The following is a 24,982-nucleotide window of genomic DNA, read 5'->3' on the forward strand; positions in this document are numbered from 1 at the left end:
ATAAAAAAGGCGGAGTGGAAACAATGAGAAAATTAACAGAAGAAAAACTGAGGGCAGAGCAGGAACGCCTGGAGATGATGAAGGAGTACGAATACAGGTATGAGGACCATATTCTCCTCTGCGGCATCGACGAAGTGGGAAGAGGACCTCTTGCGGGGCCTGTAGTGGCAGGTGCAGTGATATTGCCAAGGGATTGTGAGATTCTTTATATCAATGATTCCAAAAAGCTATCTGAGAAGAAACGGGAAGCTTTGTACCTTGAAATCAAAGAAAAGGCATTGGCTTATTCTGTTGGTGTAATCGGACCAGAAGTAACTGATGATATAAACATACTACAAGCCACCTATGAAGCCATGAGGCTGGCTGTAGACAAGCTTGGACTTAAGCCACAAGTCTTATTAAACGACGCGGTTACCATACCGGGACTAACCATGGAACAAGTGCCTATTATAAAAGGGGATGCAAAGAGTGTGTCCATAGCCGCCGCAAGCATCATAGCAAAGGTTACGAGGGATCATATGATGGAAGAGTACGACATTTTATTTCCCCAGTATGGATTTGCAAAGAACAAAGGATATGGAACACCAGTTCATATCAGCGCATTAAAAGAATATGGTCCCTGTCCCATTCACCGTCGCAGCTTTATAAAGAATTTTACAAGCTAGGAAAGGTCAGGGGCATGATTGAAGAACAACAGAGAGATCGGAACAGAGTATGAAATAATTGCAGCCGATTTTCTTGAAAAATCCGGCTATAAAATTCTGGAACAGAATTATAGAAATAAGATGGGAGAAATCGATCTCATTGCAATGGATGAAAAGGATCTGGTCTTTATTGAAGTAAAGTATCGAAAGAGCCTTTCAAAAGGTGATCCAGCAGAAGCAGTAAACTATAAAAAGCAGATTCGAATTAGAAATGCAGCGAGAGGTTACTTATATTTTAGCCATCTAGGTGAAGAGACCTCCTGTCGGTTTGATGTAGTGGCCATACTTGGGCAGGAGATTCGGTTGATACGAGATGCATTTTAATGGAGGGAAACGGATGAATGATATGTGGAAACGGGCAGAATCAGAGAATGGTTTAAATTATAAAGTCTCAGAACAAGTCCCTTACTTTTCATTTCCAATTCTGGAAGATACAGGCTTAGTGAAACAAGGATTTTCCACAAAGATGGGAGGGGTAAGTCAGGGAAAGTATGCGACCATGAACTTTACCTTTACCAGAGGCGATAATCCGGATCACGTTAAGGAAAATTACAGACGGATGGCAAAAGCACTTGGCGTTGATGTGGAAAAGATGGTGTTGTCTTATCAGACCCATACCACGAATGTCCGGGTGGTAACAGAATCCGACGCTGGAAAGGGAATTTTTAAGGAAAGAGAATATCAAGATGTGGATGGATTAATAACCAATGTTCCAGGAATCACGCTTGTTACTTTTTACGCAGACTGTGTTCCTCTTTACTTTCTTGACCCAGTTCATAAGGCAATTGGTTTAAGTCATTCCGGATGGAGAGGAACCGTGGGCCGTATGGGGGGAGTGACTGTGAAAAAGATGGAGGAAGCATTTGGTTCCAGGGCAGAAGATATGATTGCATGTATTGGCCCTAGCATCTGCAAGACTTGTTATGAAGTAGGAGCGGAAGTAATTGAAGAATTTAAAAAAGGATATGACCAAAAACATTGGGGCGATATATTTACAGATAAAGGAAATGGAAAGTACTGGCTGGATCTTTGGAAAGCAAATGAAATTGTACTTTTAAATGCCGGTATTAAAAAAGAAAATCTGGAGGTTACGGATATCTGCACTCACTGTAACTCAGATTATCTGTTTTCCCATCGTACTACGGGCAATGAAAGAGGTAATTTAGCTGCATTTCTTTCCCTTGCAGAATAGTGAAAAGTCTTAGATTTCACACTAAAAACTGGCTACAGCAAATGAGAATATATCTTTTCATACGCTGCAGCCAGTTTTGATTTCAATTTAAGCCTTATATTTTTTTAATACATTCTGGATCTTTTCAGTGGAACTGAGAGCTGTGCTGATTGGAACATCATGATTTAAGGAATTCACGATAGCAGCAACATATTTGCTGATATCAGCCTCAACATACCATTCTCTTTCTAGAAGCTCTTTGGGACGGTAATTTAAGTTGGTAGTTACCACACTGTCAATATATCCCTTATTGTAAAACTCATCAAATTTTTCTAGTCCATTTGTAAAAAGTCCAAAGGTACAGCAGACGATTACTTTATCAGCCTTACGTTCTTTTAACTCTTTAGCCGTATCAAGCATGCTTTCTCCAGAGGAGATCATATCGTCTACAATCAACACGGTTTTGCCTTCTACAGAAGAACCTAAGAATTCATGATCAACAATAGGATTACGTCCGTCTATTACTTTGGAATAATCTCTTCTCTTGTAGAACATACCCATATCTACACTTAAGTTATTGGCAAGATAAACAGCTCGGTCCATAGCTCCTTCATCAGGGCTGATAACCATCAGGTTTTCTTTGTCAATTTTAAGATTTGGGTACTGCTTAAGCACTGCCTTTACAAACTGGTAAGTAGGCATGAAGTTGTCAAAACCGCTTAGAGGGATTGCATTTTGTACTCTAGGATCATGAGCGTCAAAGGTAATAATGTTGCTGACACCCATGTTAACTAGCTCTTCCAGAGCCATAGCACAGTCTAGTGATTCTCTCTTGGTTCTTTTGTGCTGGCGGCTCTCATAGAGGAACGGCATAACAACGTTTACTCTGTGAGCAGTCGCACAAGATGCGCCTAGAATTCGTTTTAAATCCTGAAAATGATTATCTGGTGACATGTGGTTACTATAACCGTTGACCGTAAATGGAATACTATAATTAGTCACATCTACCATTGCGAAAACATCCGTTCCACGAACAGATTCTTTAATAATTCCTTTTGCTTCTCCAGTTCCAAAACGAGGACATTGGCAATCAAGAAGATAGGAATTTATATCATAACCGCGGTAATGGAGATCAGCCTCACGGCGTTTTAATTCCTCAATATCATTTCTGCGGAAACCTACAATGTGGTCATTTACTTTTTTAGCCAGTTCCTGGCAGCTTTCCAGTGCCGCAATTTTTAAGGGTGCAACAGGCAGTTGGTCTTTGAATACATAATCATTTGCCATGACAAACGTTCCTCCATAATGAATGAACAGCCAGTTTTTAGACTGCCTGTTTCTTATCTTACCCCTTTTATACCATCGATAGACGGAATGCGTCAATAGAATTTGTTATATTTTCGTGAAAAAAACAAAAAACGCTTCCTTTACAAAAAGTGACAATCTTGTTATGATATATTAGTATGGCTATAGAAAGGTAAATGAACATGAGTAAAAAAGGACATATTATCAAAACAGTCGATCCGGATTCTATCGCAGACCAATTGGAATTAGAAGCAGGTGATGCTGTGATTTCCATAGATGGTAGGGAACTAGAAGACATTTTTGATTATGAATATTATATAAATAACGAATCCATTCTTATGGTTGTGAAGAAAAAGAATGGAGAAGAATGGGAACTGGAAATAGAAAATCAATACGAGGATTTGGGAATTACTTTTGAAAATGGTTTAATGAGTGAGTATCGAACCTGTCGGAATAATTGTATCTTTTGCTTTATTGATCAGATGCCTCCTGGAATGAGAGAGACTCTCTATTTTAAAGATGACGATTCTAGGCTTTCATTTCTTCAGGGAAACTACGTAACTCTTACAAATATGAGCGACCATGATATCAATCGAATTATTGAATTCAAACTGGCACCGATTAATATATCGGTTCATACCACAAATCCAGTTTTGCGGTGCAAGATGCTTCATAACCGTTTTGCAGGGGAATCCCTTTCAAAGATAGACCAGCTTTATGAAGCTGAGATTCCAATGAACGGACAAATTGTACTCTGCAAAGGCGTAAATGACGGAAAAGAGTTGGAGCGGACCATTAAGGATCTGGCAAAGTATCTTCCTCATATGAAGAGTGTTTCAATTGTCCCTGTAGGCGTGTCTAAATTCCGAGAGGGTTTATATCCTTTGGAAGCATTGAATGAAGACGACGCAAGAAATGTAATTGAAACCGTAGAACGGTGGCAAAAAAAGTTATATAAAACTTACGGCAACCATTTTATCCATGTCAGTGATGAGTTCTATATTCTTGCAGGACTTGCCATGCCGGAAGAGAAACGATATGACGGTTATATTCAATTAGAAAACGGGGTTGGAATGACCCGTCAGCTGGAAGAAGAAGTGATAGGTGTCCTAAAGAAACTAAAAGGGGACAAACAGGTGGAGGAGATTTCCATTGCTACAGGGAAACTGGCAGCTCCATATATAAAAGACCTGGTAGAAAAAATCACGAAAAAGTTTCCGGGAAGAAAGGTTCATGTCTATACCATTACCAATGTCTTTTTCGGTGAGCATATTACGGTTGCTGGCTTAATCACTGGTCAGGACTTAACCAGCCAGTTAAAAGGCAAAGAGCTTGGAAGCAGACTTCTGCTTCCAGAATGTATGTTCCGCAGTGGAGAAGAAGTGTTTCTTGACGACCTGACAAGAACCGATGTACAAAATGCTTTACAAGTACAGGTAGATATTGTAAAATCAAGCGGTCAGGATTTAGTTCAGGCCGTATTAGGGCCGGTAAAAGAGAACCTAGCTTCTTATGACGGATACGAATTAAAGGAGATATCATATGAGTAAACCAATAGTTGCCATCGTGGGCCGACCAAATGTAGGAAAGTCTACGTTGTTTAATGTTTTAGCTGGAGATACAATTTCCATCGTAAAAGATACACCAGGAGTTACCAGAGACAGAATCTATGCAGACTGTAACTGGTTAGATAGAAACTTCACTCTAATCGATACAGGAGGCATTGAGCCAGATACCAAAGATATTATCTTGTCTCAAATGAGAGAGCAGGCTGAGATCGCAATTGCTACTGCAGATGTCATTGTCTTTATTGTTGATGTGCGCCAGGGGTTGGTAGATTCTGACTCAAAGGTTGCAGATATGCTTAGAAAATCAAAGAAGCCAGTAGTGCTTGCAGTTAATAAGGTAGACAGCTTCGAAAAATTCGGAAATGATGTTTTTGAATTTTACAATTTAGGTATCGGTGAACCCGTTCCAGTTTCGGCTGCTTCCAGACTTGGTCTAGGAGAACTTCTTGATGAAGTTATTAAGCATTTTACAACTGAAAAAGAGGAAGAGGAAGACGATGACCGTCCTAGAATTGCAATTGTAGGAAAGCCTAACGTAGGAAAATCTTCTATTATAAATCAACTTTTAGGCGAAAACCGAGTCATTGTATCTGATATTGCAGGAACCACCAGAGATGCGGTAGATACTGAGATCGTGCACGATGGAACGGAATATGTATTTATTGATACAGCAGGTTTGAGACGTAAGAGCAAAATCAAAGAAGAATTAGAGCGTTACAGTATCATTCGTACGGTAACCGCCGTAGAGCGAGCTGATGTGGTGGTAGTTGTAATTGACGCGGAGGAAGGCGTTACGGAGCAGGATGCCAAGATAGCAGGCATTGCTCACGATCGTGGTAAAGGTATTATCGTTGCCGTTAACAAATGGGATGCCATTGAAAAGCACGACAAAACCATTTACGAATACACCAATAAGATTAAAAACACCTTATCCTTTATGCCATATGCAGAATTTGCATTTATTTCTGCAAAAACTGGGCAGAGAATGAATAAACTATTTGAAATGATAGATATCGTACGAGAGAACCAGACTCTTAGAGTTTCCACTGGCGTATTAAATGAAATTATGTCTGAAGCCGTAGCTCTGCAGCAACCACCTTCTGATAAGGGAAAACATCTCAGACTTTATTACATTACTCAGGTTGCCGTAAAACCACCAACATTTGTAATCTTTATTAATGACAAAGAACTTACCCATTTCTCTTATACAAGATATATTGAAAATAAGATTCGTGATGCATTTGGTTTCAAAGGAACATCCCTTAAATTTCTATATAGAGAAAGAAGCGGAAAGGATCAATAGTATGGAAAGAATTATCTGTCTTTTAGCTGGTTATTTGTTTGGCTTAATACAGACCGGTTATCTTTATGGAAAAGCACATAAGATTGATATCCGTAACCATGGAAGTGGTAATTCTGGCACCACCAATGCCTTAAGGGTTATGGGTGCAAAGGCAGGGGCAGTCGTGTTTTTGGGAGATTTCTTAAAATCATTGCTTCCTTGTCTCGTAGTACGAGTACTTTTTAAAGACAAACCCGAGTTTATATACTTGTTGATGATGTATACAGGCTTAGGTGTCATATTAGGCCACAACTATCCCTTTTATCTTAAGTTTAAAGGGGGAAAGGGTATTGCGGCTACGGCTGGCTTGATTGTCGCCACTGATTTACGAATGACACTTTTGTGTATCGTAGCCTTTTTATCCATTGTAATCATTACCAGATACGTCTCATTAGGCTCTCTGGTGGTGGCTGTTATCTTATTTGCGTGGCTGGCTCTTTTTGCCACATTAGGCGCTTATGGGCTGGATCAGAAGCTACTTCCAGAATTCTATCTCGTGACAGCGATGATCAGTGGATTGGCATTTTGGCGTCATCGGGCGAATGTCGGACGCCTTGTCCGTGGTACAGAGAATAAAATCTCCCTAAACTTTGGCAAAAAATAAAATGAGGTGAAGGAAATGGCAAAAATTGGAATAATCGGATCGGGAAGCTGGGGTATTGCTTTGGCATCTCTTCTATATAATAATAAGCATGAGGTGACGGTATGGTCGGCGCTTCCAGAAGAGATCACAGAGATGAAGACGACCCGAAGACACCATACTCTTCCGGAGTTGGTTCTTCCAGAGGACATGAGATTTACAGAGAGTCTTGAAGAGGCCATGACTGGACGGGACATTCTGGTTACTGCGGTTCCTTCAATTTATGTCCGTTCTACAGCAAAAAAGATGAGTTCTTTCTGCCGGTATGGTCAAGTAGTAGTCAACGTAGCCAAAGGCATTGAAGAATCCACACTTATGACGCTTTCTGAAGTTTTGGAAGATGAGCTCCCTATGGCAGACGTAGCCGTCTTATCCGGCCCAAGTCATGCCGAAGAGGTAAGCAAAGGACTTCCAACTACCTGTGTGGCAGGTGCCCGTACCAGAAAGACAGCGGAATACATTCAGGGGATATTTATGCATGAAGTGTTCCGAGTCTATACAAGTCCTGATATCCTAGCGATTGAAATCGGTGGATCACTCAAGAATGTCATCGCTCTTGCTGCTGGAATTGCAGATGGTCTTGGCTATGGAGATAACACAAAAGCTGCCCTCATTACTAGGGGAATTACTGAAATATCTAGACTTGGTACTGAAATGGGCGGTAAATTTCAGACGTTTTGCGGACTTTCCGGTATCGGTGACCTGATTGTGACTTGTGCCAGTATGCACAGTCGAAATCGGAGGGCTGGTATTTTAATTGGACAGGGCAGAACCATGGAAGAAGCAACGAAGGAAGTTAAGATGGTTGTAGAAGGTATCTATTCCGCAAAAGCGGCATTAGCCCTTTCTGAAAAGTATGGAGTTTCCATGCCGATTGTAGAACAGGTAAATGAGGTGCTCTTTAATAACAAACCTGCTTCTGACGCGGTGAAAGATCTGATGCTTCGTGATAAAACGATAGAAAGTTCCGACCTCCCGTGGGAAGATTAATGAAAACTGATTTTATTTATATTTAATAAAAGCGGTTGACATTTTTTTAAAGCCATTTTATTATAAAGACTATGTATATATAGTCAGAAGAACTGTATATATCAAATCATTTCATGAGGAGGAATGGATTATGAAAAAATCTATGAAGAAGTTATTGAGCGTTACTATGGCAATTGCTATGGTAGCATCCTTGACTGCTTGCGGTGGAAAGTCTAATGGTACTGCAACAACAGAATCAAAGACAGAATCACCAAAGGCATCCGGCGAAGGCTCCTTTAAAATCGGAGGCATCGGCCCGATTACTGGAAGTACTGCAATCTATGGACAGGCTGTTATGAATGGTGCCGAACTGGCTATTAAGGAGATTAATGCAGGTGGTGGTATTGGCGGCGCTCAGATCGAGTACAATTTTCAGGATGATGAAGGTGATACAGAGAAAGCTGTAAATGCTTACAACACCTTAAAAGACTGGGGAATGCAGGTATTAATGGGAACAGTTACATCAGCTCCTTGTATTGCTGTTGGTGCTGAGTCCAGTAACGACAATATGTTCCAGTTAACACCATCTGGTTCTGCTGTAGACTGTACAAAGTTCGAGAATCAGTTCCGTGTATGCTTCTCAGATCCAAACCAAGGTTCTGCTTCAGCGCAGTACATCGGTGAAAACAAGCTTGCAACGAAAGTAGCTGTAATCTATGATAGCTCCGATGTTTATTCCACCGGTATTCATGATAAGTTTATTTCCGAAGCAGGAACACAGGGAGTTGAAATTGTAGCAGATGAAGCATTTACTGCTGATAACAACACAAACTTCTCTGTACAGCTTCAAAAGGCACAGGATTCTGGCGCTGAGCTGGTATTCCTCCCAATTTATTATTCTCAGGCTGCTTTGATTCTGGCACAGGCTAAGCAGATGGGATATGAAACATCATTTTTTGGATGTGACGGTCTTGATGGTCTTTTGAACGTTGAGAACTTCGACAAAACTCTTGCAGAGAACGTTATGCTTCTGACACCATTTGCTGCTGATGCAAAGGATGAGTTAACTCAGAAGTTTGTAGCTTCTTACAAAGAAAAATATAAAGAAACACCAAACCAGTTTGCTGCTGATGCTTATGATGCAATCTATGCAATCAAGGCAGCTTCTGAAAAGGCAGCTGTTACACCGGATATGGACGCTTCTGCGATCTGTGACGGTTTAAAGAAAGCCATGACAGAAATTTCAATCAATGGTTTGACAGGTGAGAACATGAAATGGACCGCTGACGGCGAGCCAGATAAAGCTCCAAAAGCGATTAAGATTGTAAATGGTGTTTATACCGCAATGTAATTTGCAACCAAATATTATTTGGTAAATGACCCAATGGAGGGTCGTCCAAGGGACGACCCTCTTTTTTAAAATAAACAACGAATGAGGTGCGTTGGTATGATGAGTTTCATATCCTATTTTATTAATGGTTTAAGCCTGGGCAGTGTCTACGCAATTATTGCTTTAGGATATACCATGGTATATGGCATTGCCAAGATGCTGAATTTTGCTCATGGCGATGTAATTATGATTGGAGGATACATGGTGTTCACAGTCGTCAGCACAATGGGCTTAGGTCCTGTTGCAGGCGTACTCCTTGCGGTTATCTTATGTACTGTTTTAGGCGTGGTCATTGAGGGCGTCGCTTATCGTCCTTTGCGTATGGCAAGTCCTCTTGCAGTTCTGATTACAGCAATCGGTGTGAGCTACCTGCTTCAAAACATCGCACTGCTTGTTTTCGGATCCAATCCTAAATCTTTTACTTCCGTAGTAACAATTCCTGCTTTGAAATTGGCAAACGGAAAGCTGACAATTTCAGGTGAAACAATCGTAACTATTATTAGTTGTGTTGTTATCATGATCTGCCTGACTACTTTTATCAAGAAGACAAAAGCAGGGCAGGCGATGCTTGCAGTATCAGAAGATAAGGGAGCTGCCCAGTTAATGGGTATTAACGTAGACGGTACCATTGCTCTTACCTTTGCCATTGGCTCTGCTTTAGCAGCCGTTGCAGGTGCACTGTTATGTTCTGCATACCCAACCCTTACTCCTTATACCGGCTCCATGCCAGGAATCAAGGCATTCGTTGCTGCTGTATTCGGAGGAATCGGTTCTATACCGGGAGCGCTTATCGGCGGACTTCTTCTGGGAATCATTGAAAATTTAAGCAAGGCTTATATTTCATCCCAGTTGTCTGATGCCATCGTATTTGGAGTATTGATTGTTGTTCTTCTTGTTAAGCCAACTGGTATTTTGGGCAAGAAGATCAGCGAGAAAGTTTAGGTGGGATATATGGAAAAAAGTAATAAAACAAATTTTCATCTTAGTAAAACATTAAAAAGTAATTTAATTACCTATGGAATCGTGATCGCAGCCTTTTTGATTGTCCAGCTACTTATAAATGCTGGTCAAGTAAGCAGTCTTATGAAGGGACTTTTAGTACCTTTGTGTATCTATACCATACTTGCTGTTTCCTTAAATCTAACGGTAGGAATCCTTGGTGAGTTGAGTCTGGGACATGCGGCCTTTATGTGTGTAGGTGCATTTTCCAGTTCCCTTTTTTCCATCTCTATGTTAGAGGCAATTCCTAATTCCGGATTCCGTTTCTTTCTGGCGATCCTTATTGGTGCGGCTGCGGCTGCTGTTGCCGGAATCATAATAGGAATACCAGTTTTAAGACTTCGTGGCGATTATTTAGCCATTGTTACTCTGGCCTTTGGTGAGATTATAAAGAATGTGGTAAATGTTATCTTTATTGGTAAAGACTCAAATGGCTTACATTTCTCCATGAAAAATGCGATGGCACTTAATATGGAAAAGGACGGTAAAATGATCTTAAACGGTGCCCAGGGAATCACCGGAACGCCAAAAGACTCTACGTTTTTTATTGGTGTGCTCCTTATCCTGGTAACACTATTTATCGTGCTTAATTTAATCCATTCCAGATCTGGTCGTGCGATTATGTCAGTTCGTGACAACCGAATAGCGGCAGAATCCATCGGTATTAATATCACAAAATATAAACTTATGGCATTTACTATTTCTGCTTCCTTGGCAGGTGTTGCTGGAGTTCTGTATTCCCACAATTTATCGTCCCTTACGGCAACTCAGAAGAATTTTGGCTATAACCAGTCTATTATGATTCTGGTGTTTGTTGTACTTGGAGGGATTGGTAATATACGGGGATCTATAATCGCTGCAATCACTCTGACGCTGCTCCCTGAACTTTTAAGAGGCTTAAACACGTATCGTATGTTGATTTACGCCCTCATCCTGATTTTTATGATGATATTCAACTGGAGTCCAAAGCTCATCGACCTCAGAAAACGATTTTTTCATAAGAACAAGGCAGAAAGAGAGAAGGTGTAACCATGGCTTTGCTGGAAATTAAAAATCTTGGAATCTCCTTCGGCGGTTTGCGTGCCGTAGATAATTTTAGCATCACCATAGAAAAGGGGCAGTTGTATGGTCTTATTGGCCCCAATGGAGCTGGTAAAACAACAATGTTTAACTTGTTAACTGGCGTATACAAACCCAGTGCAGGTACCATCCTTTTGGACGGAGATAATATAACAGGTAAAAAAACAAAGGATATCAACAATGCTGGAATCGCAAGAACCTTCCAAAATATCCGTTTGTTTAAAGAATTAACCGTTTTGGATAACGTAAAGACTGGACTTCATAACCGTTATTCTTATTCTACATTAACTGGCATCCTTCGACTTCCAAAGTATTATAAAGTTGAAAAGGAAATGGATGAAAAGGCAATTGAACTTTTAAAAGTGTTTGATCTTGATAAGGAAAAGGACCTCTTAGCATCCAATCTGCCTTATGGTAAACAAAGAAAGTTAGAGATTGCCCGTGCGCTTGCTACAGGGCCTAAGCTTTTGCTTCTTGATGAGCCTGCGGCAGGTATGAATCCCAATGAAACCACAGAACTTATGGATACCATCAGGTTTGTACGTGATAATTTTGAAATGACGATTCTACTGATTGAGCATGATATGAAGCTTGTCTCCGGCATTTGCGAGAAGCTGACAGTTTTGAATTTTGGTCAGGTGCTGATCCAGGGTAATACAGCAGATGTATTAAATGACCCGGAAGTTATCAAAGCATATCTGGGCGAATAAGGAGGCGAAAGACATGGCAATACTTGAAGTGAAAGATCTGGAAGTATACTATGGCGTAATTAAAGCGCTGAAAGGTATTTCCTTTGATGTAAACGAAGGAGAGATTGTGGCCCTGATCGGAGCCAATGGAGCAGGAAAGACTACAACTCTTCACACCATAACCGGCCTTTTAAAATCGGCTACTGGCAGTATTAAATTTGATGGCAATGATATCACTAGGATTCGTGGAGATAAAATTGTTGGAATGGGAATGGCCCATGTACCGGAAGGCAGACGTGTATTTGCAGCTTTAAGCGTATACGAAAATTTAAAGCTGGGGGCTTACACCAGGCGGGATAAGAATGAGATCGAAGAAACGCTACAGATGATCTATAAGCGTTTCCCAAGGCTATTAGAGAGAAAGAATCAACCAGCAGGAACCTTAAGCGGCGGAGAACAGCAGATGTTAGCTATGGGACGTGCACTTATGAGCCATCCAAAGGTAATTGTCCTTGATGAGCCATCTATGGGACTTTCTCCAATCTATGTTAGTGAGATATTTGACATCATTCAAGAAATTAATAAGTCAGGTACCACTGTGTTACTAGTGGAGCAAAATGCGAAAAAAGCATTGTCCATTGCGAATCGAGCTTATGTATTAGAGACAGGAGATATTGTCTTAAGCGGAGATGCAAAAGAACTTATGAATAATGATTCTGTAAAAAAAGCTTATTTAAGTGAATAAGGTAATTTAATATCAGGACCGATATATGTTCCCTGGATATTGAGCAAGATACATACTTGCTTCAATACCCAGGGCTTTTTTGTTTTGAAGTTTAACTAAAACATCAAGAAATTTATGGAAATATATGGTAATATATTTGGAAACACGAAAAAGGGGCGGGGATAAACAGATGTATATGACACTAATAAAATGTAGCTTTAAGCAACAGATTCAATTTAAATGGGATCTATTGTTCCATATCATAGGTGACTGGTTAAGGATTTATATAAAAATTTGCATATGGAATGCCCTTTTGATGGCGGGAAGCGGAGATGGAGCTGATTTTAAATCCCTAGCTGCTTATACCATTGTTGCGTCTATGGTTATGCTCTTAACAAAATCTCACGTGGCAGAAGATCTTTCTGACCGAGTTCGGTCTGGGATGATAGCGGTAGATCTGATTCGTCCTATTTCTCTCAAATGGTATTGCTTTTTCAATCAAATTGGAGAAAACTTATTTAGTTTATTATTTGAAGGAGTTTTAATTGCTGTAATCTCCTGGAAGGTTTGGAGTCTTCCTATTCCCGAGATAAAAATAATAATTCCTTTTGTCTTATGCCTGACCATGGGGATCATCATCATGTTTTATATTCAATACATTATTGGTCTTCTTGTGTTTTGGATGAAAGATGGGACTTATACTAATATGATAACCTACGCCTTGTTTGTAATGTTCTCTGGTATCGAGATTCCTTTGTGGTTTTATCCGGATTGGCTGCGGGGAATCGGACAAGCTCTTCCCTTTCGGTTTATCGTACATGAGCCAATTGTCATATGGCTGGGTCAAATGGGGGTAAGGGAAATTGCGTTTACTCTTATGATGCAAATGTTCTGGCTCATGACCTTGTTCTTAACCGAACGAAATCTTTGGAATTTTATTAAAAAGAATATAGAAATTCAGGGAGGTTGAAAACTATGATTGGCTTATACTGGGCATTTGCCAGGATTTCTTTCTTAACTCAGTTAGAATATAGAGGTCAGTATTTTATGCGTATGGTGGCAAAAATACTTGGCTGGTCTACCGGTTTTATTATGCTTATGGTTCTCCTTCAAAAGTTTCGTACCGTAGGAGGATGGAGTATTTATGAAATTCTTTTACTCTATGCTTTTGATGTCATTTCCTATTCCATTGCAAGCACCTTCTGTATGGGAGCATTTGGAAAACTACCAAGAATGATTCGTCAAGGAGAGCTTGATGGTATTCTAACAAAGCCAGTCAATCCTTTTGTGTATCTTGTATCCACTAAGATCAGCGCAGGGTATACCAGCAATTATGTGATTGCACTGGGAATTATGGTGTTTAGTTTAAAGAAACTAGGAATATCCTTAAACGGTTTTAGTCTTGTCTGGCTGATCCTGGATATAATCGGTGCATCTTTCATACAGGCGGCAGGATTTATGGTTACTACGGTTCCTGCCTTCTGGCTTTATAAAAGCGATGGTCTTTATCGCTTGTTCTATAAAAACCTTACAGACTTTTTGAAATATCCTCTATCTATTTATCACAGAGGAGTCCAAGCCCTCTTAACCTTCCTTCTCCCTTATGCATTCATCAATTTTTATCCGGTACAGTATTTCATTCATAAGCAGGAAGGTATGTTTTCATCTTATTTCCAATATTTAACGCCTATTGTAGGAATTGTGACCTTTTTAGGAGCCTATTGTTTCTGGTTAAAGGGTCTTCGGGCATACAAAAGCACTGGTTCTTGATTGTCGGAACACGAAAGGGGAGAACAGCATGTCATTTATAGAAGTAAAACACGTAACTAGAGAATTTAAGAGCTTTCGAAGACCAGATGGTTTAAAAAATGCCCTTTGTACGTTATTCAAAAGAGATTATGATAGAATGAAGGCAGTTGACGATCTTTCCTTTTCCATTGAAAAGGGAGAACTTGTTGGATACATTGGCCCTAATGGAGCGGGCAAGTCAACTACCATAAAGATGTTATCTGGCATCCTGGTGCCATCTACCGGAAGCATTGTCACTGGAGATATTGTGCCATGGGAACAACGAAAGAAAAATGCTTGTAATATTGGGGTTGTGTTTGGACAAAGATCCCAATTGAACTGGGACCTGCCAATGGAGGATACCTTTGAGTTATACCGCAGAATGTATCACATTGGAAATGTTGCTTATAAAAGAAATGTGGATATGTTTGTTGAGCTCCTAGAGATGCAGTCGTTTCTTAGAAAACCAGTCAGACAACTAAGCCTAGGACAGAAGATGAGGGCAGAGCTGGCCGTTGCATTGCTTCATGATCCTTCCATACTATACCTGGATGAACCTACGATTGGACTAGACGTAGTAGTCAAGGATAACATACGAAAATTCGTTCGCAGTCTGAATAAAGAAAAAAAGACAACGGTAATCCTTACCACCCATGATATGGCTGATATCGAGGAAATCTGCAATCGAATTATACTGATTGATCATGGTAAATTAATGCTTGATCAGACGATTGTAGAGTTCAAAAAGCAAGGTACAGATCATTACTATGTTGAAGTTACATTTTCTTCCAATTGGAAGCCTCTCGCAATTCCCGGAATCACCATGACGGAGAACCAACCTCTATGCCACACTTATCTGGTAGATGCAGCAATGGTTCCGTTTAACCTGCTTTTAAATTCTATACCAGATTCCTATGATGTCACAGATCTTACAATAAAAAAACCAGAGATTGATGAAATTGTAAGGAGACTTTATAAAAACACAGGATCAGGAGAAGAAAATGGAAAGCTTTTACATATTAAATGATGCAATACGCTATGTGGAACATCATTTAAAAGAGCAAATCACACCAGAAGATATTGCTATCGCGTGCAATTATTCCGTGTCGAATTTAAAGTATCTTTTTAATAAAGTTTTTCAATATGGAGTTATGGACTATGTGAACCAAAGAAAAATCACGGAAGCGGCTGGAGAACTGTTGCAAACCAAAGAAACAGTATGTTCTGTTGCCTTTCTTTATGGATATGGATCTCAAGAGGTTTTTACCAGAGCCTTTACTAAAGTATGGGACGAGACACCAGGTGTATATCGCAGAAACCATCAATTTTACAGACTCTTTCTAAAGCAGGAGTTTATCTATGATTCTTATCAAGTATTTCGCAGACGTTTTGACCTTTCCCCTCTGTTAAAAGAACTAAAACAGAGTGAATCTTCTATACTGGCCTGTTTTGACATAGTGGGCATACGTTTCATTAAAACCTGTTTTGGAAGAAAGGCAGGGGAAACAGCAGCCTTAAAAGCACTACAGCGAATAGAGGAAATAACAAAAAGGGGAAAACATTTGTTTCGTTTGTCTGGCGATAAATTTGTTGTTAATTTTGAGTCTTCTGATTACAAAACGGTTCAAAGACAGGTCCTTTCTGTTTTGGAATGTAATGGTGAGGACTTTCTTTATAAGGAAGATGCCATTCCGTTATCTATGTTTGCCGGAATAACTTGTCTGCCTGCTAAGGGGCTAAGTAAAGAACTGCTTTTTGACGTCCTTGACGACACCATCAAGGAAGCTCACAAAAAATTATCAAGGATCCATGTGGCATCCGATGACTGCAATCGTTTTAGGATTGACTACAATGAAGAGACAGGGCTTTTTAGAGGATATGTCTCTGATGTCTTTAAAGACAGTAGAGAAGGTCGCAGAGGCATTGCTGCAAGTGTATCTGAAGAGGAGGTCCAATATGAGTTTACCCTCGAGCACATGACAACGTCAGTATCATGGAGAACTTCTGGCCCTAGGTATGAACTTTTCTTCCCAGAAGGAGAAAAGTGGTACAGAAAAACGGTCTATGATACCCTTGGTCGCAGTTTGAGAGAACATTATTATATAATAAGAGACATGGAAGTTACTAGAATTAACTCTATTTCCTATACGCTTCTCCATCTGGAAGTAGTAAAAACCTGGGATAATAAAATACTGACTCTGAATGAAGGCGAGTTGAAAGAAGCTTTTTATGATGGCCTTATTTCAAAAGAAGAATTTCGATTTATAAAGATCACAGGAAAAACTATAAGAAACTGGTTGGAAAAGAAAACGGAATAATCTTTCCTCCCCCGCATATAGTGTAACAGCACAGAAGGGGGAATCTTTATGGACAATTATAACGTATACAATGATATCAAAGCCCGAACCAATGGAGAGATCTACATCGGCGTGGTGGGACCGGTAAGAACAGGAAAATCAACATTTATCAAGCGTTTTATTGAATTAATGGTACTGCCGGGCATGGAGGATGAACATCAGAAGACTCAGACAAGGGACGAACTGCCACAAAGCGCGGCAGGAAAAACCATAATGACAACAGAACCCAAATTTATCCCCAAGGATGCTGCCACCATTCGTCTAGGAGATGAAATTGAAACAAAGGTACGCCTCATTGATTGTGTTGGTTTCATGGTAGAAGGTGCTGCCGGGCACATTGAAAATGATGAAGAGCGCCTTGTGAAAACTCCCTGGTTTGATTACGAAATCCCATTTACCAAAGCAGCAGAAATCGGGACCAGAAAGGTTATTAAAGACCATTCTACCATTGGTGTAGTCATCACCACAGATGGAACCATTGGAGAATTGAAACGACCCAACTACATAGCAGCCGAAGAGCGTACTGTGCAGGAATTAAAAGTCCTTGGTAAGCCGTTTATCATTCTACTTAATTCTGCAAAGCCATTATCCGATGAAGCGACTGCACTTTCTAAGGAAATGAGTCAGAAATATGGTGTAACAGTACTACCTATTAACTGCGAGCAGTTAAAAAAGGAAGATGTAAACAATATTTTGGAACGGGTTTTAAAAGAATTTCCTGTTACAGAAATGGATTTCTTCATTCCCAAATGGTTGGAGATCCTACCTACTACCCATTGGCTTAAGGCTCAGGTCATTGAAGCCGCTAAAAATATGGTGAAAAAGGTAACCCATATGAAGGATGTAGCCACTGAACTCTATGACGGGGCTACAGAGAGCGTACGCGCGATCAAGATCCAAAACATGGATATGGCTGACGGAAGCGTAGCCGTTGGAATGGATGTGGATGATAGCTACTATTATCAAATTTTAAGCGACTATGTTGGCCTTCCGATTGAGGGAGAATACCAACTGATGCAGACCTTAAGTGATTTGGCTAAAATGAAGGCAGAGTACGAGAAAGTCAACCAGGCCATGAGTCAGGTAAGATTAAAAGGATACGGCGTAGTAACACCGGAGCGGTCAGAAATCATCTTAGACGAACCGGAAGTTATTAAACATGGAAATAAATATGGGGTGAAAATGCGTGCAGAAGCACCATCCATTAATTTAATTAAAGCCCATATCCAGACGGAAATTGCTCCAATTGTAGGGAGTGAACAGCAAGCAGAGGATTTGATTGCTTATATCAAAGAAAATGCGAAGAATGGTGAAGATGGTATCTGGAGTACCAATATCTTTGGAAAATCCATCGAGCAAATTGTAGAAGATGGCATACAAGCAAAAGTGTCTCAACTTACGGAAGATTGCCAATTAAAGCTTCAAGACACCCTCCAAAAAATTATTAACGATAGTAATGGCGGTATGATTTGCATTATTATCTAAATTAATGGTATAATACGAAAAAACAGATACAAAAGGAGGGCTCATATGAAATTAATGTTCATTGGCGCAGCCCATGAGGTAACCGGAAGCTGTCATTATTTGGAGACAGCCGGCTTAAAAATCCTTGTGGACTGCGGTATGGAGCAGGGCATTGACAGATTCCAGAATGTGGAACTGCCTGTGAGCTATGCAGAGATTGATTACGTTCTGTTGACCCATGCACATATCGATCATGCTGGGATGCTCCCCTTTATCTATGCAAGAGGTTTTAGAGGACGGGTGGTTTCTACCGTGGCAACAGCTGATCTTTGCAGCATTATGCTCAAAGACAGCGCACATATTCAGGAAGCTGAAACCGATTGGAAGAACCGCAAAGCCAAACGAGCTGGCCTGCCAGAAGAAGAGCCTTTATATGGGATTAATGACGTAGCTGGAGTTCTAAAGCTGTTCATTTCTTATGCCTACGATGAAAAAGCAGAGCTTGAAGATGATTTAGCGATCCGTTTTATAGACGTGGGGCATCTTCTAGGCTCTGCTTCGATTGAAGTTTGGATCAAAGAAGATGGAAATACCAAAAAAATTGTCTTCTCCGGTGATATCGGAAATCGTAATAAGCCTCTCATCCGAGATCCTCAGTATATAAAAGAAGCGGATTATGTGGTTATGGAGTGCACATATGGCGACCGCCTTCATGGGGCAATACCAGATCATGTATCCGTGCTTTCAGATATCGTTCAAAGAACATTAGACAGGGGCGGAAACGTAGTAATACCTGCTTTTGCAGTAGGAAGAACCCAGGAACTTCTTTATATGTTTAGACGCATAAAAGCAGAAAAGTGGGTTACTGGCCACGATGGGTTTGAAGTATACGTTGACAGTCCCTTAGCAGTGGAAGCTACCCAGGTATTTAAGGATAATCTAGTGGACTGCTATGATGATGAAACAAAACAACTGGTTCTTAAGGGGATTAACCCAATTTCATTTCCTGGGCTTAAGCTTTCCGTTACCAGTGAGGAATCCATTAACATCAATTCTAATCCTAAGCCCAAGGTAATTATTTCGGCGGCAGGAATGTGCGATGCCGGACGGATCCGACATCATTTAAAACATAACTTATGGAGACCTGCCTGTACCATCGTCTTTACAGGTTATCAGTCCGTTGGGACACTAGGGCGAAGCCTTTTAGACAGTGCAGGAGAGGTTAGGCTGTTTGGCGAAACCATCCAGGTAGAGGCTCATATTGAGCGTATGGAAGGAATGAGCTCACATGCAGATATGGAAGGACTGATTGACTGGTTGAAGGCATTTGAGAATAAGCCCCAACAAGTATTTCTGGTACATGGTGATGATTTCGTCTGCAATTCCTTCGAACAGCTTCTTGAAAAAGAATATGGTTACCAAGTAACTGCACCTCATTCAGGGTCCATTTATGACCTCTCTAAGGGAGTGTGGTTGGTAAATACAGAAGGCGTTGAAATAATCAGAGCTCCGGAACTCCAGAAAAAACCGGCTGGTGTCTATGGAAGACTTTTTGCTGCCGGTGAAAGGCTTTTGCAGGTTATCCGTCATAACGAAGGCGGTGCAAACAAGGATCTTGGCAAATTTGCAGATCAAATTAATTCATTATGTGATAAATGGGATAGATAAGGAGAACTACAGATCGTGACTAGAGTACAGTTATACACTGACGGAGCTGCAAGAGGAAACCCTGATGGACCAGGTGGTTATGGTACCGTATTGCAATTTACTGATTCCAAAGGGCAGCTCCATGAAAAAACAATGTCAGGTGGCTATGTTAAAACAACCAATAACCGAATGGAGCTAATGGCGGCAATTGCCGGCCTGGAGGCCTTAACAAGGCCATGTCAGGTGGATCTTTACTCTGATTCCAAGTATCTTACCGATGCATTTAATCAACACTGGATTGATAATTGGGTAAAGAATAATTGGAAAAGGGGAAAAAGCGGCCCTGTAAAGAATATTGATTTATGGGAACGAATTTTAAAAGCGAAAGAACCCCATGATGTTTCCTTTCATTGGGTAAAGGGACATGCTGGGCACCCGCAAAATGAGCGATGTGACCAACTTGCAACAAGTGCAGCAGATGGGAACCAACTTATAGTAGATGAGGGGCTGTAAATGGTAAGAGATTCCAAAAACTTACATATCTCTTACAATGTCTTACTAAATACGAATTCCTATATCCTTTCTTTTTTATTTATGATATTGTTACTTCATCAAATCATGTTAGGATGATCATTCATGAATAAAGGCAGAGGGATTTGGATTGTTATAGGAAGTATTCTGGTGATCGGTGTACTTATTACTATAGCTACCACCAGCTTTATTAATAGCAAAAAAATCATTCCGGATCCTGTTGGAATTCAGAGCTTTTCCAGTTCTGAAGTTTCTTCTGATCAGGATAATGGAATGTATTACAACAAAGGACAGGAGATGTATTCCGGGGATCAAAAAAAATCCAAGGAACAAACCTCCATTCCGGAAGAAGGGGCTAGTTTAAAAAAAGCCGCAAGAGCAGAAGGAAAGTCCGATGAGTCCACTAATAAGCGGGTAGTGGCAGAAGCTGGACCGGAAGAGCGGATGGGAATTGCAAGCGATTCTGCAGATGCGGTTATGGCCCCTCCAGCAGCAGAAAGCATACAAGAAACAATTATTTCTCCTATAAACCCGGATTTAAAGGCAAAGTCATCAATTGAACCAGCTTCTGAAAACGGAGCTGCGTCTTACCAGAAACATCTGGTGAGCCTGGATGAGCAAATTAAAAAAATACGAGAGGAATCAGGAGATTCTAACACATATTCCATGAAAGCGTTGGCTGATAAGGAACTGAAACTTTGGAATATGGAACAAAACACGATTTATGATACCGTTGCTCAGGCGATTTCCGACGAAGAGCGAAAATCTCTGGAAGTATCTCAGCAGAACTGGGTAAAGACCAGAGACTCAAAAGCGGTGGATGCCGCAAAGAAGTTCAGCGGCGGCAGTCTGGAAGGTCTTGAATATACTGCCTCTTTAGCTGAATCTACTAGGGAAAGAACATATGAACTGGTAAAAGAATATTCAGATGTGCTTCCATCTTCTAAAAATCAGTAAAGTACGGCTTTTGCCGTACTTTTTTATTGAATAGAAAAAATTTCCATTGGAACATCTTGATAAATAAAATCCCTTATGATAGGATAGTAAGATAAATGACATGAGTGTATGGGAGGGAAAATAGCTATATTTTGTATATTTCCTGCCTGCCGCATGCTGTTTTTGCATCATTATTATAATGATTGAATCAGTATTAATAAGCGGCGCAATATTAAAAAACTCAAGGTTGCCGCCAATAACGGCACTTTGTCAGAAGAGACAATATAACAAACGGAGGACAGTAACGTGAAGAACTATGGTGTGAATGACTTAAGGAAAATGTTCCTTGAATTTTTTGAAAGTAAGGGACATCTGGCTATGAAAAGCTTTTCCCTGGTTCCACATAATGATAACAGCTTGTTATTGATTAATTCAGGTATGGCTCCATTAAAGCCATATTTTACCGGTCAGGAGATTCCCCCAAGAAATAGAATGACCACATGTCAAAAGTGCATCCGTACCGGTGATATAGAAAATGTTGGAAAGACAGCACGTCATGGCACATTCTTCGAGATGCTTGGTAATTTCTCCTTTGGTGATTACTTTAAGACAGAAGCCATCCAGTGGTCATGGGAATTTTTGACTGAAGTTGTGGGATTGGAAGCAGACAGACTGTATCCATCCATTTATTTAGAAGATGACGAAGCGTTTGAGATCTGGAATAAAGTGATTGGAATTGCTCCGGAACGTATTTTCCGTTTGGGAAAAGAAGATAATTTCTGGGAACACGGTGCTGGACCATGCGGACCATGTTCTGAGATTTATTATGACCGTGGCGAGAAATACGGTTGTGGAGAAGCTGGCTGTACCGTTGGCTGTGAATGTGATCGTTACATGGAAGTTTGGAATAACGTATTTACTCAGTTTGAGAACGATGGTCACGGCAATTATGTAGAATTAAAACAGAAGAATATTGATACAGGTATGGGCCTTGAGCGTCTTGCAGTGGTAGTTCAAGAGGTAGATTCTATCTTTGATATTGACACAGTAAAAGCTCTTTTAAACCGTGTGGCAGAACTTGCTCATACAGAATATAAAAAGGATATAAACGTTGATGTATCCCTTCGTCTGATTACCGATCATGTTCGTTCCTGTACCTTCATGATTTCTGACGGAATTATGCCGTCTAACGAGGGAAGAGGTTATGTACTCCGTCGTCTTTTAAGAAGAGCGGCACGTCATGGAAGACTTCTGGGGATTGAAGGAAAGTTCCTTGCAGATCTTTCCCAAACTGTCATTGAACTTTCAAAGGATGGTTACCCTGAACTTGAAGAAAAAAACGCAATGATTTTAAAGGTACTGGTTCAGGAAGAAGATAAGTTTAATAAGACCATTGACCAGGGACTTGCTATTTTAAGTGATTTGGAAGATGATATGCGTAGTAGGAATGAAACCGTCCTTACTGGGAATGAAGCATTTAAATTATACGATACCTATGGATTCCCTCTTGATTTGACTCTTGAGATTCTAGAAGAGAAAAATTTTGGAGTAGATAAAGAAGGCTTTAAGGCTGCAATGCAAAAACAGCGAGAGACTGCGAGAAATGCAAGAAAGACTTCAAACTATATGGGAGCGGATGTTACGGTTTATCAGTCCATTGATCCCACACTTTCTACAGAATTCGTAGGCTATCAAAATCTTATTTGTACTTCCGCTATTACAGCTCTTACCGCAGAAACAGAGCTTGTAGAAGCTCTTACAGACGGTGAGATCGGTACTATTATTACAAGTCAAACTGTATTCTATGGCACAATGGGTGGACAACAGGGTGATGTTGGTTCCATTGTTAGTGAAAACGGTGAGTTTAAAGTAGAAGATACCATTCACTTACAGGGTGGAAAGATTGGCCACGTAGGAAAAATGGTAAAAGGTATGTTCCAGACCGGAGATGAAGTTACCTTAAAGGTTAGCGAGAAAAATCGTCAGAATATCGGAAAGAACCACAGTGCTACCCATCTTCTCCAGAAAGCATTAAGAGTTGTTTTAGGAAACCATGTAGAGCAGGCTGGTTCTCTGGTTGAAGGAGACAGACTTCGTTTCGATTTCACTCATTTTTCAGCATTAACACCAGAAGATATTAAAAATGTGGAAAACCTTGTAAATGAGAAAATCAAGAGTTCACTTCCAGTGAATACAGAAGTCATGACACTTGAGGATGCTAAGAAGTCTGGCGCTATGGCATTATTTGGCGAAAAATACGGAGATAGTGTACGTGTAGTAAAGATGGGAGATTTCTCCACAGAACTTTGTGGTGGTACCCATATTGAAAATACCAGTGCTATTGGTAATTTTAAGATTCTTTCCGAAGCAGGAATTGCTGCAGGTGTCCGCAGAATCGAAGCGTTGACCGGAGATGGTCTTATGCACTATTATGAAGAAACCGAACGTGAACTCCACGAAGCGGCAAAAACAGCCAAAACAACTCCATCTTCCCTGACTTCAAAGATTGAATCTCTTTTAGAGGAAATCAAAGCCCTACACTCTGAGAATGAAAAATTAAAAAGTAAGCTTGCAAAAGATTCTCTTGGTAATGTAATGGATCAGGTAAAGGAAGTTAACGGCGTTAAGGTTCTTGTGACTAAGGTTATGGATGTAGACATGAACGGACTCCGTACTCTTGGTGACCAGCTTAAGGATAAATTAGGTGAGAGTGTTATTGTAATTGCTTCCATTCAAGGCGATAAAGTTAACCTTATGGCTTCCGTTACAGATGATGCACAAAAGAAAGGTGCTCATGCTGGTAATTTATTAAAGGCAATCGCTGCTCTTGTAGATGGTGGCGGCGGCGGACGTCCAAATATGGCTCAGGCAGGTGGAAAGAACCCAGCTGGAGTTGATGAATGTCTTGCAAAAGCTGTGGAAGTAGTCAATGAACAACTAAATTAATTGTTGCTGAATAACGAAAAAATATGAAAGTTTTTCTTGACGTATGGCAAAATTATGCTATAATCATATCAGTGCTATAAAATACCCAAACAGTTGTATTATGCACAAGTACACAACTGGAGGGAGGTTAGGTGTGAGCCATGTCAAATGTAATCGTTAAAGATAACGAGACCTTAGATAGCGCTTTACGCAGATTCAAAAGAAACTGTGCTAAAGCAGGTATCCAACAGGAAATTCGTAAGAGAGAGCATTACGAGAAGCCAAGCGTAAGACGCAAGAAAAAGTCTGAAGCGGCTAGAAAACGTAAATTTAACTAATTTCTAAAAGATAAACCTCTGGTTTTGCCTAGGCGTAACCAGGGGTTTTTTTCTACTTTTGAAGGGCCTTAGAATTTTCCATATCCTCTTTGCATATAGTATAAAGGAATAAAAGTGAGGAAGGCAGAGAGAATATGTTGGAGGAATCCATAGAAAAGGCAGCTTCCACCTTAAAACTACCCAAGGATGTCGTGCTTGGAGAGGTGCTTGTGTCCTTTCTCGGGCGCCATAGCGTTGTGATCGAAAATTACCGAAGCATTATCTTGTATACAGATAACTTTATAAAACTTCAGGCAAAGAATTGTCGGGTCAATATTACCGGAAGTAGGCTCATGATCGAATATTACACCAATGAAGAGATGAAAATCAATGGATTTATCAAATCCCTGGAATTTGAATAAGCAGGGGAGTTGGA

24 protein-coding genes are annotated in these 24,982 nt (G+C 40.4%); 23 read left to right on the forward strand and 1 reads right to left on the reverse strand.

The window, feature by feature from the left end; translation table 11 throughout:
- Positions 1 to 23: 23 nt before the first annotated feature.
- Genes BET01_RS21175 through pgeF form a run of 3 tightly spaced genes read left to right on the forward strand, consistent with a single transcriptional unit; the run spans position 24 to position 1,896 of the window.
- Positions 24 to 665 carry a ribonuclease HII gene (locus tag BET01_RS21175; protein ID WP_120198857.1) on the forward strand — a complete coding sequence of 214 codons (642 nt, stop codon included), beginning with the start codon at positions 24 to 26 and terminating at the stop codon, positions 663 to 665.
- 18 nt (positions 666 to 683) lie between these two features.
- Positions 684 to 1,028 (forward strand): YraN family protein, encoded by a 345-nt coding sequence (locus BET01_RS21180; protein WP_120198858.1) that lies wholly within the window; start codon positions 684 to 686, stop codon positions 1,026 to 1,028.
- Positions 1,029 to 1,050: 22 nt separating this feature from the next.
- On the forward strand, positions 1,051 to 1,896 hold the full coding sequence (pgeF, locus tag BET01_RS21185) for a peptidoglycan editing factor PgeF (protein WP_243117300.1): 846 nt from the start codon (positions 1,051 to 1,053) through the stop codon (positions 1,894 to 1,896).
- 87 nt (positions 1,897 to 1,983) lie between these two features.
- Here the strand turns inward: pgeF and BET01_RS21190 are convergent, their stop codons facing one another.
- Positions 1,984 to 3,162: a ribose-phosphate pyrophosphokinase gene (locus BET01_RS21190; RefSeq protein WP_120198859.1), complete on the reverse strand. Its 1,179-nt coding sequence runs from the start codon at positions 3,160 to 3,162 to the stop codon at positions 1,984 to 1,986.
- Positions 3,163 to 3,362: 200 nt separating this feature from the next.
- Between BET01_RS21190 and BET01_RS21195 the strand changes: the two genes are divergently transcribed.
- The 20 genes from BET01_RS21195 to BET01_RS21290 all read left to right on the forward strand — a co-directional run bounded on the left by BET01_RS21195 (position 3,363) and on the right by BET01_RS21290 (position 24,968).
- A complete protein-coding gene (locus BET01_RS21195) occupies positions 3,363 to 4,730 on the forward strand; it encodes a DUF512 domain-containing protein (protein ID WP_120198860.1) in 1,368 nt (455 codons plus the stop codon).
- Positions 4,723 to 6,051 (forward strand): ribosome biogenesis GTPase Der, encoded by a 1,329-nt coding sequence (gene der / locus BET01_RS21200; protein WP_120198861.1) that lies wholly within the window; start codon positions 4,723 to 4,725, stop codon positions 6,049 to 6,051. The genes BET01_RS21195 and der overlap by 8 nt, the downstream gene beginning before the upstream one ends.
- A gap of 1 nt (position 6,052) precedes the next feature.
- Positions 6,053 to 6,694, forward strand: a complete 642-nt coding sequence (gene plsY, locus BET01_RS21205; protein ID WP_120198862.1) for a glycerol-3-phosphate 1-O-acyltransferase PlsY — start codon at positions 6,053 to 6,055, stop codon at positions 6,692 to 6,694.
- Between the two features lie 15 nt (positions 6,695 to 6,709).
- On the forward strand, positions 6,710 to 7,720 hold the full coding sequence (locus tag BET01_RS21210; protein WP_120198863.1) for an NAD(P)H-dependent glycerol-3-phosphate dehydrogenase: 1,011 nt from the start codon (positions 6,710 to 6,712) through the stop codon (positions 7,718 to 7,720).
- Positions 7,721 to 7,850: 130 nt separating this feature from the next.
- Positions 7,851 to 9,050, forward strand: coding sequence for an ABC transporter substrate-binding protein (locus BET01_RS21215; RefSeq protein WP_120198864.1), 1,200 nt, complete (start codon positions 7,851 to 7,853; stop codon positions 9,048 to 9,050).
- 99 nt (positions 9,051 to 9,149) lie between these two features.
- The gene (locus tag BET01_RS21220; RefSeq protein WP_120198923.1) at positions 9,150 to 10,031 is read left to right on the forward strand and encodes a branched-chain amino acid ABC transporter permease; all 882 of its coding nucleotides are present in this window, start codon (positions 9,150 to 9,152) and stop codon (positions 10,029 to 10,031) included.
- Between the two features lie 9 nt (positions 10,032 to 10,040).
- Positions 10,041 to 11,117 carry a branched-chain amino acid ABC transporter permease gene (locus BET01_RS21225; RefSeq protein ID WP_120198865.1) on the forward strand — a complete coding sequence of 359 codons (1,077 nt, stop codon included), beginning with the start codon at positions 10,041 to 10,043 and terminating at the stop codon, positions 11,115 to 11,117.
- Positions 11,118 to 11,119: 2 nt separating this feature from the next.
- Positions 11,120 to 11,878 (forward strand): ABC transporter ATP-binding protein, encoded by a 759-nt coding sequence (locus BET01_RS21230; protein ID WP_120198866.1) that lies wholly within the window; start codon positions 11,120 to 11,122, stop codon positions 11,876 to 11,878.
- Between the two features lie 13 nt (positions 11,879 to 11,891).
- A complete protein-coding gene (locus tag BET01_RS21235; RefSeq protein ID WP_120198867.1) occupies positions 11,892 to 12,602 on the forward strand; it encodes an ABC transporter ATP-binding protein in 711 nt (236 codons plus the stop codon).
- Between the two features lie 169 nt (positions 12,603 to 12,771).
- Positions 12,772 to 13,551, forward strand: coding sequence for an ABC transporter permease (locus tag BET01_RS21240; protein WP_158585118.1), 780 nt, complete (start codon positions 12,772 to 12,774; stop codon positions 13,549 to 13,551).
- A 5-nt stretch (positions 13,552 to 13,556) separates the two neighbouring features.
- The gene (locus BET01_RS21245; protein WP_120198869.1) at positions 13,557 to 14,351 is read left to right on the forward strand and encodes an ABC transporter permease; all 795 of its coding nucleotides are present in this window, start codon (positions 13,557 to 13,559) and stop codon (positions 14,349 to 14,351) included.
- A gap of 28 nt (positions 14,352 to 14,379) precedes the next feature.
- Positions 14,380 to 15,396, forward strand: a complete 1,017-nt coding sequence (locus BET01_RS21250; RefSeq protein WP_120198870.1) for an ABC transporter ATP-binding protein — start codon at positions 14,380 to 14,382, stop codon at positions 15,394 to 15,396.
- Entirely contained in the window at positions 15,371 to 16,687 is a 1,317-nt protein-coding gene (locus BET01_RS21255) for a helix-turn-helix domain-containing protein (RefSeq protein ID WP_120198871.1), read from the forward strand. The genes BET01_RS21250 and BET01_RS21255 overlap by 26 nt, the downstream gene beginning before the upstream one ends.
- Positions 16,688 to 16,735: 48 nt before the next feature.
- Complete coding sequence (gene spoIVA / locus BET01_RS21260) at positions 16,736 to 18,211, forward strand: stage IV sporulation protein A (RefSeq protein ID WP_120198872.1); 1,476 nt, start codon at positions 16,736 to 16,738, stop codon at positions 18,209 to 18,211.
- A 45-nt stretch (positions 18,212 to 18,256) separates the two neighbouring features.
- Complete coding sequence (locus BET01_RS21265; RefSeq protein WP_120198873.1) at positions 18,257 to 19,858, forward strand: MBL fold metallo-hydrolase RNA specificity domain-containing protein; 1,602 nt, start codon at positions 18,257 to 18,259, stop codon at positions 19,856 to 19,858.
- A gap of 15 nt (positions 19,859 to 19,873) precedes the next feature.
- On the forward strand, positions 19,874 to 20,350 hold the full coding sequence (gene rnhA / locus BET01_RS21270) for a ribonuclease HI (RefSeq protein ID WP_120198874.1): 477 nt from the start codon (positions 19,874 to 19,876) through the stop codon (positions 20,348 to 20,350).
- Positions 20,351 to 20,473: 123 nt separating this feature from the next.
- Positions 20,474 to 21,325 (forward strand): lysozyme inhibitor LprI family protein, encoded by an 852-nt coding sequence (locus tag BET01_RS21275; protein WP_120198875.1) that lies wholly within the window; start codon positions 20,474 to 20,476, stop codon positions 21,323 to 21,325.
- Between the two features lie 318 nt (positions 21,326 to 21,643).
- Positions 21,644 to 24,250 (forward strand): alanine--tRNA ligase, encoded by a 2,607-nt coding sequence (gene alaS, locus BET01_RS21280; RefSeq protein WP_243117301.1) that lies wholly within the window; start codon positions 21,644 to 21,646, stop codon positions 24,248 to 24,250.
- Between the two features lie 140 nt (positions 24,251 to 24,390).
- A complete protein-coding gene (gene rpsU, locus BET01_RS21285) occupies positions 24,391 to 24,567 on the forward strand; it encodes a 30S ribosomal protein S21 (protein WP_004613829.1) in 177 nt (58 codons plus the stop codon).
- A 134-nt stretch (positions 24,568 to 24,701) separates the two neighbouring features.
- Positions 24,702 to 24,968 carry a YabP/YqfC family sporulation protein gene (locus BET01_RS21290; RefSeq protein WP_120198877.1) on the forward strand — a complete coding sequence of 89 codons (267 nt, stop codon included), beginning with the start codon at positions 24,702 to 24,704 and terminating at the stop codon, positions 24,966 to 24,968.
- Positions 24,969 to 24,982 lie beyond the last annotated feature (14 nt).

The sequence above is a fragment of the Lacrimispora algidixylanolytica genome, assembly GCF_003609635.1.
GTDB lineage: Bacteria > Bacillota > Clostridia > Lachnospirales > Lachnospiraceae > Lacrimispora > Lacrimispora algidixylanolytica.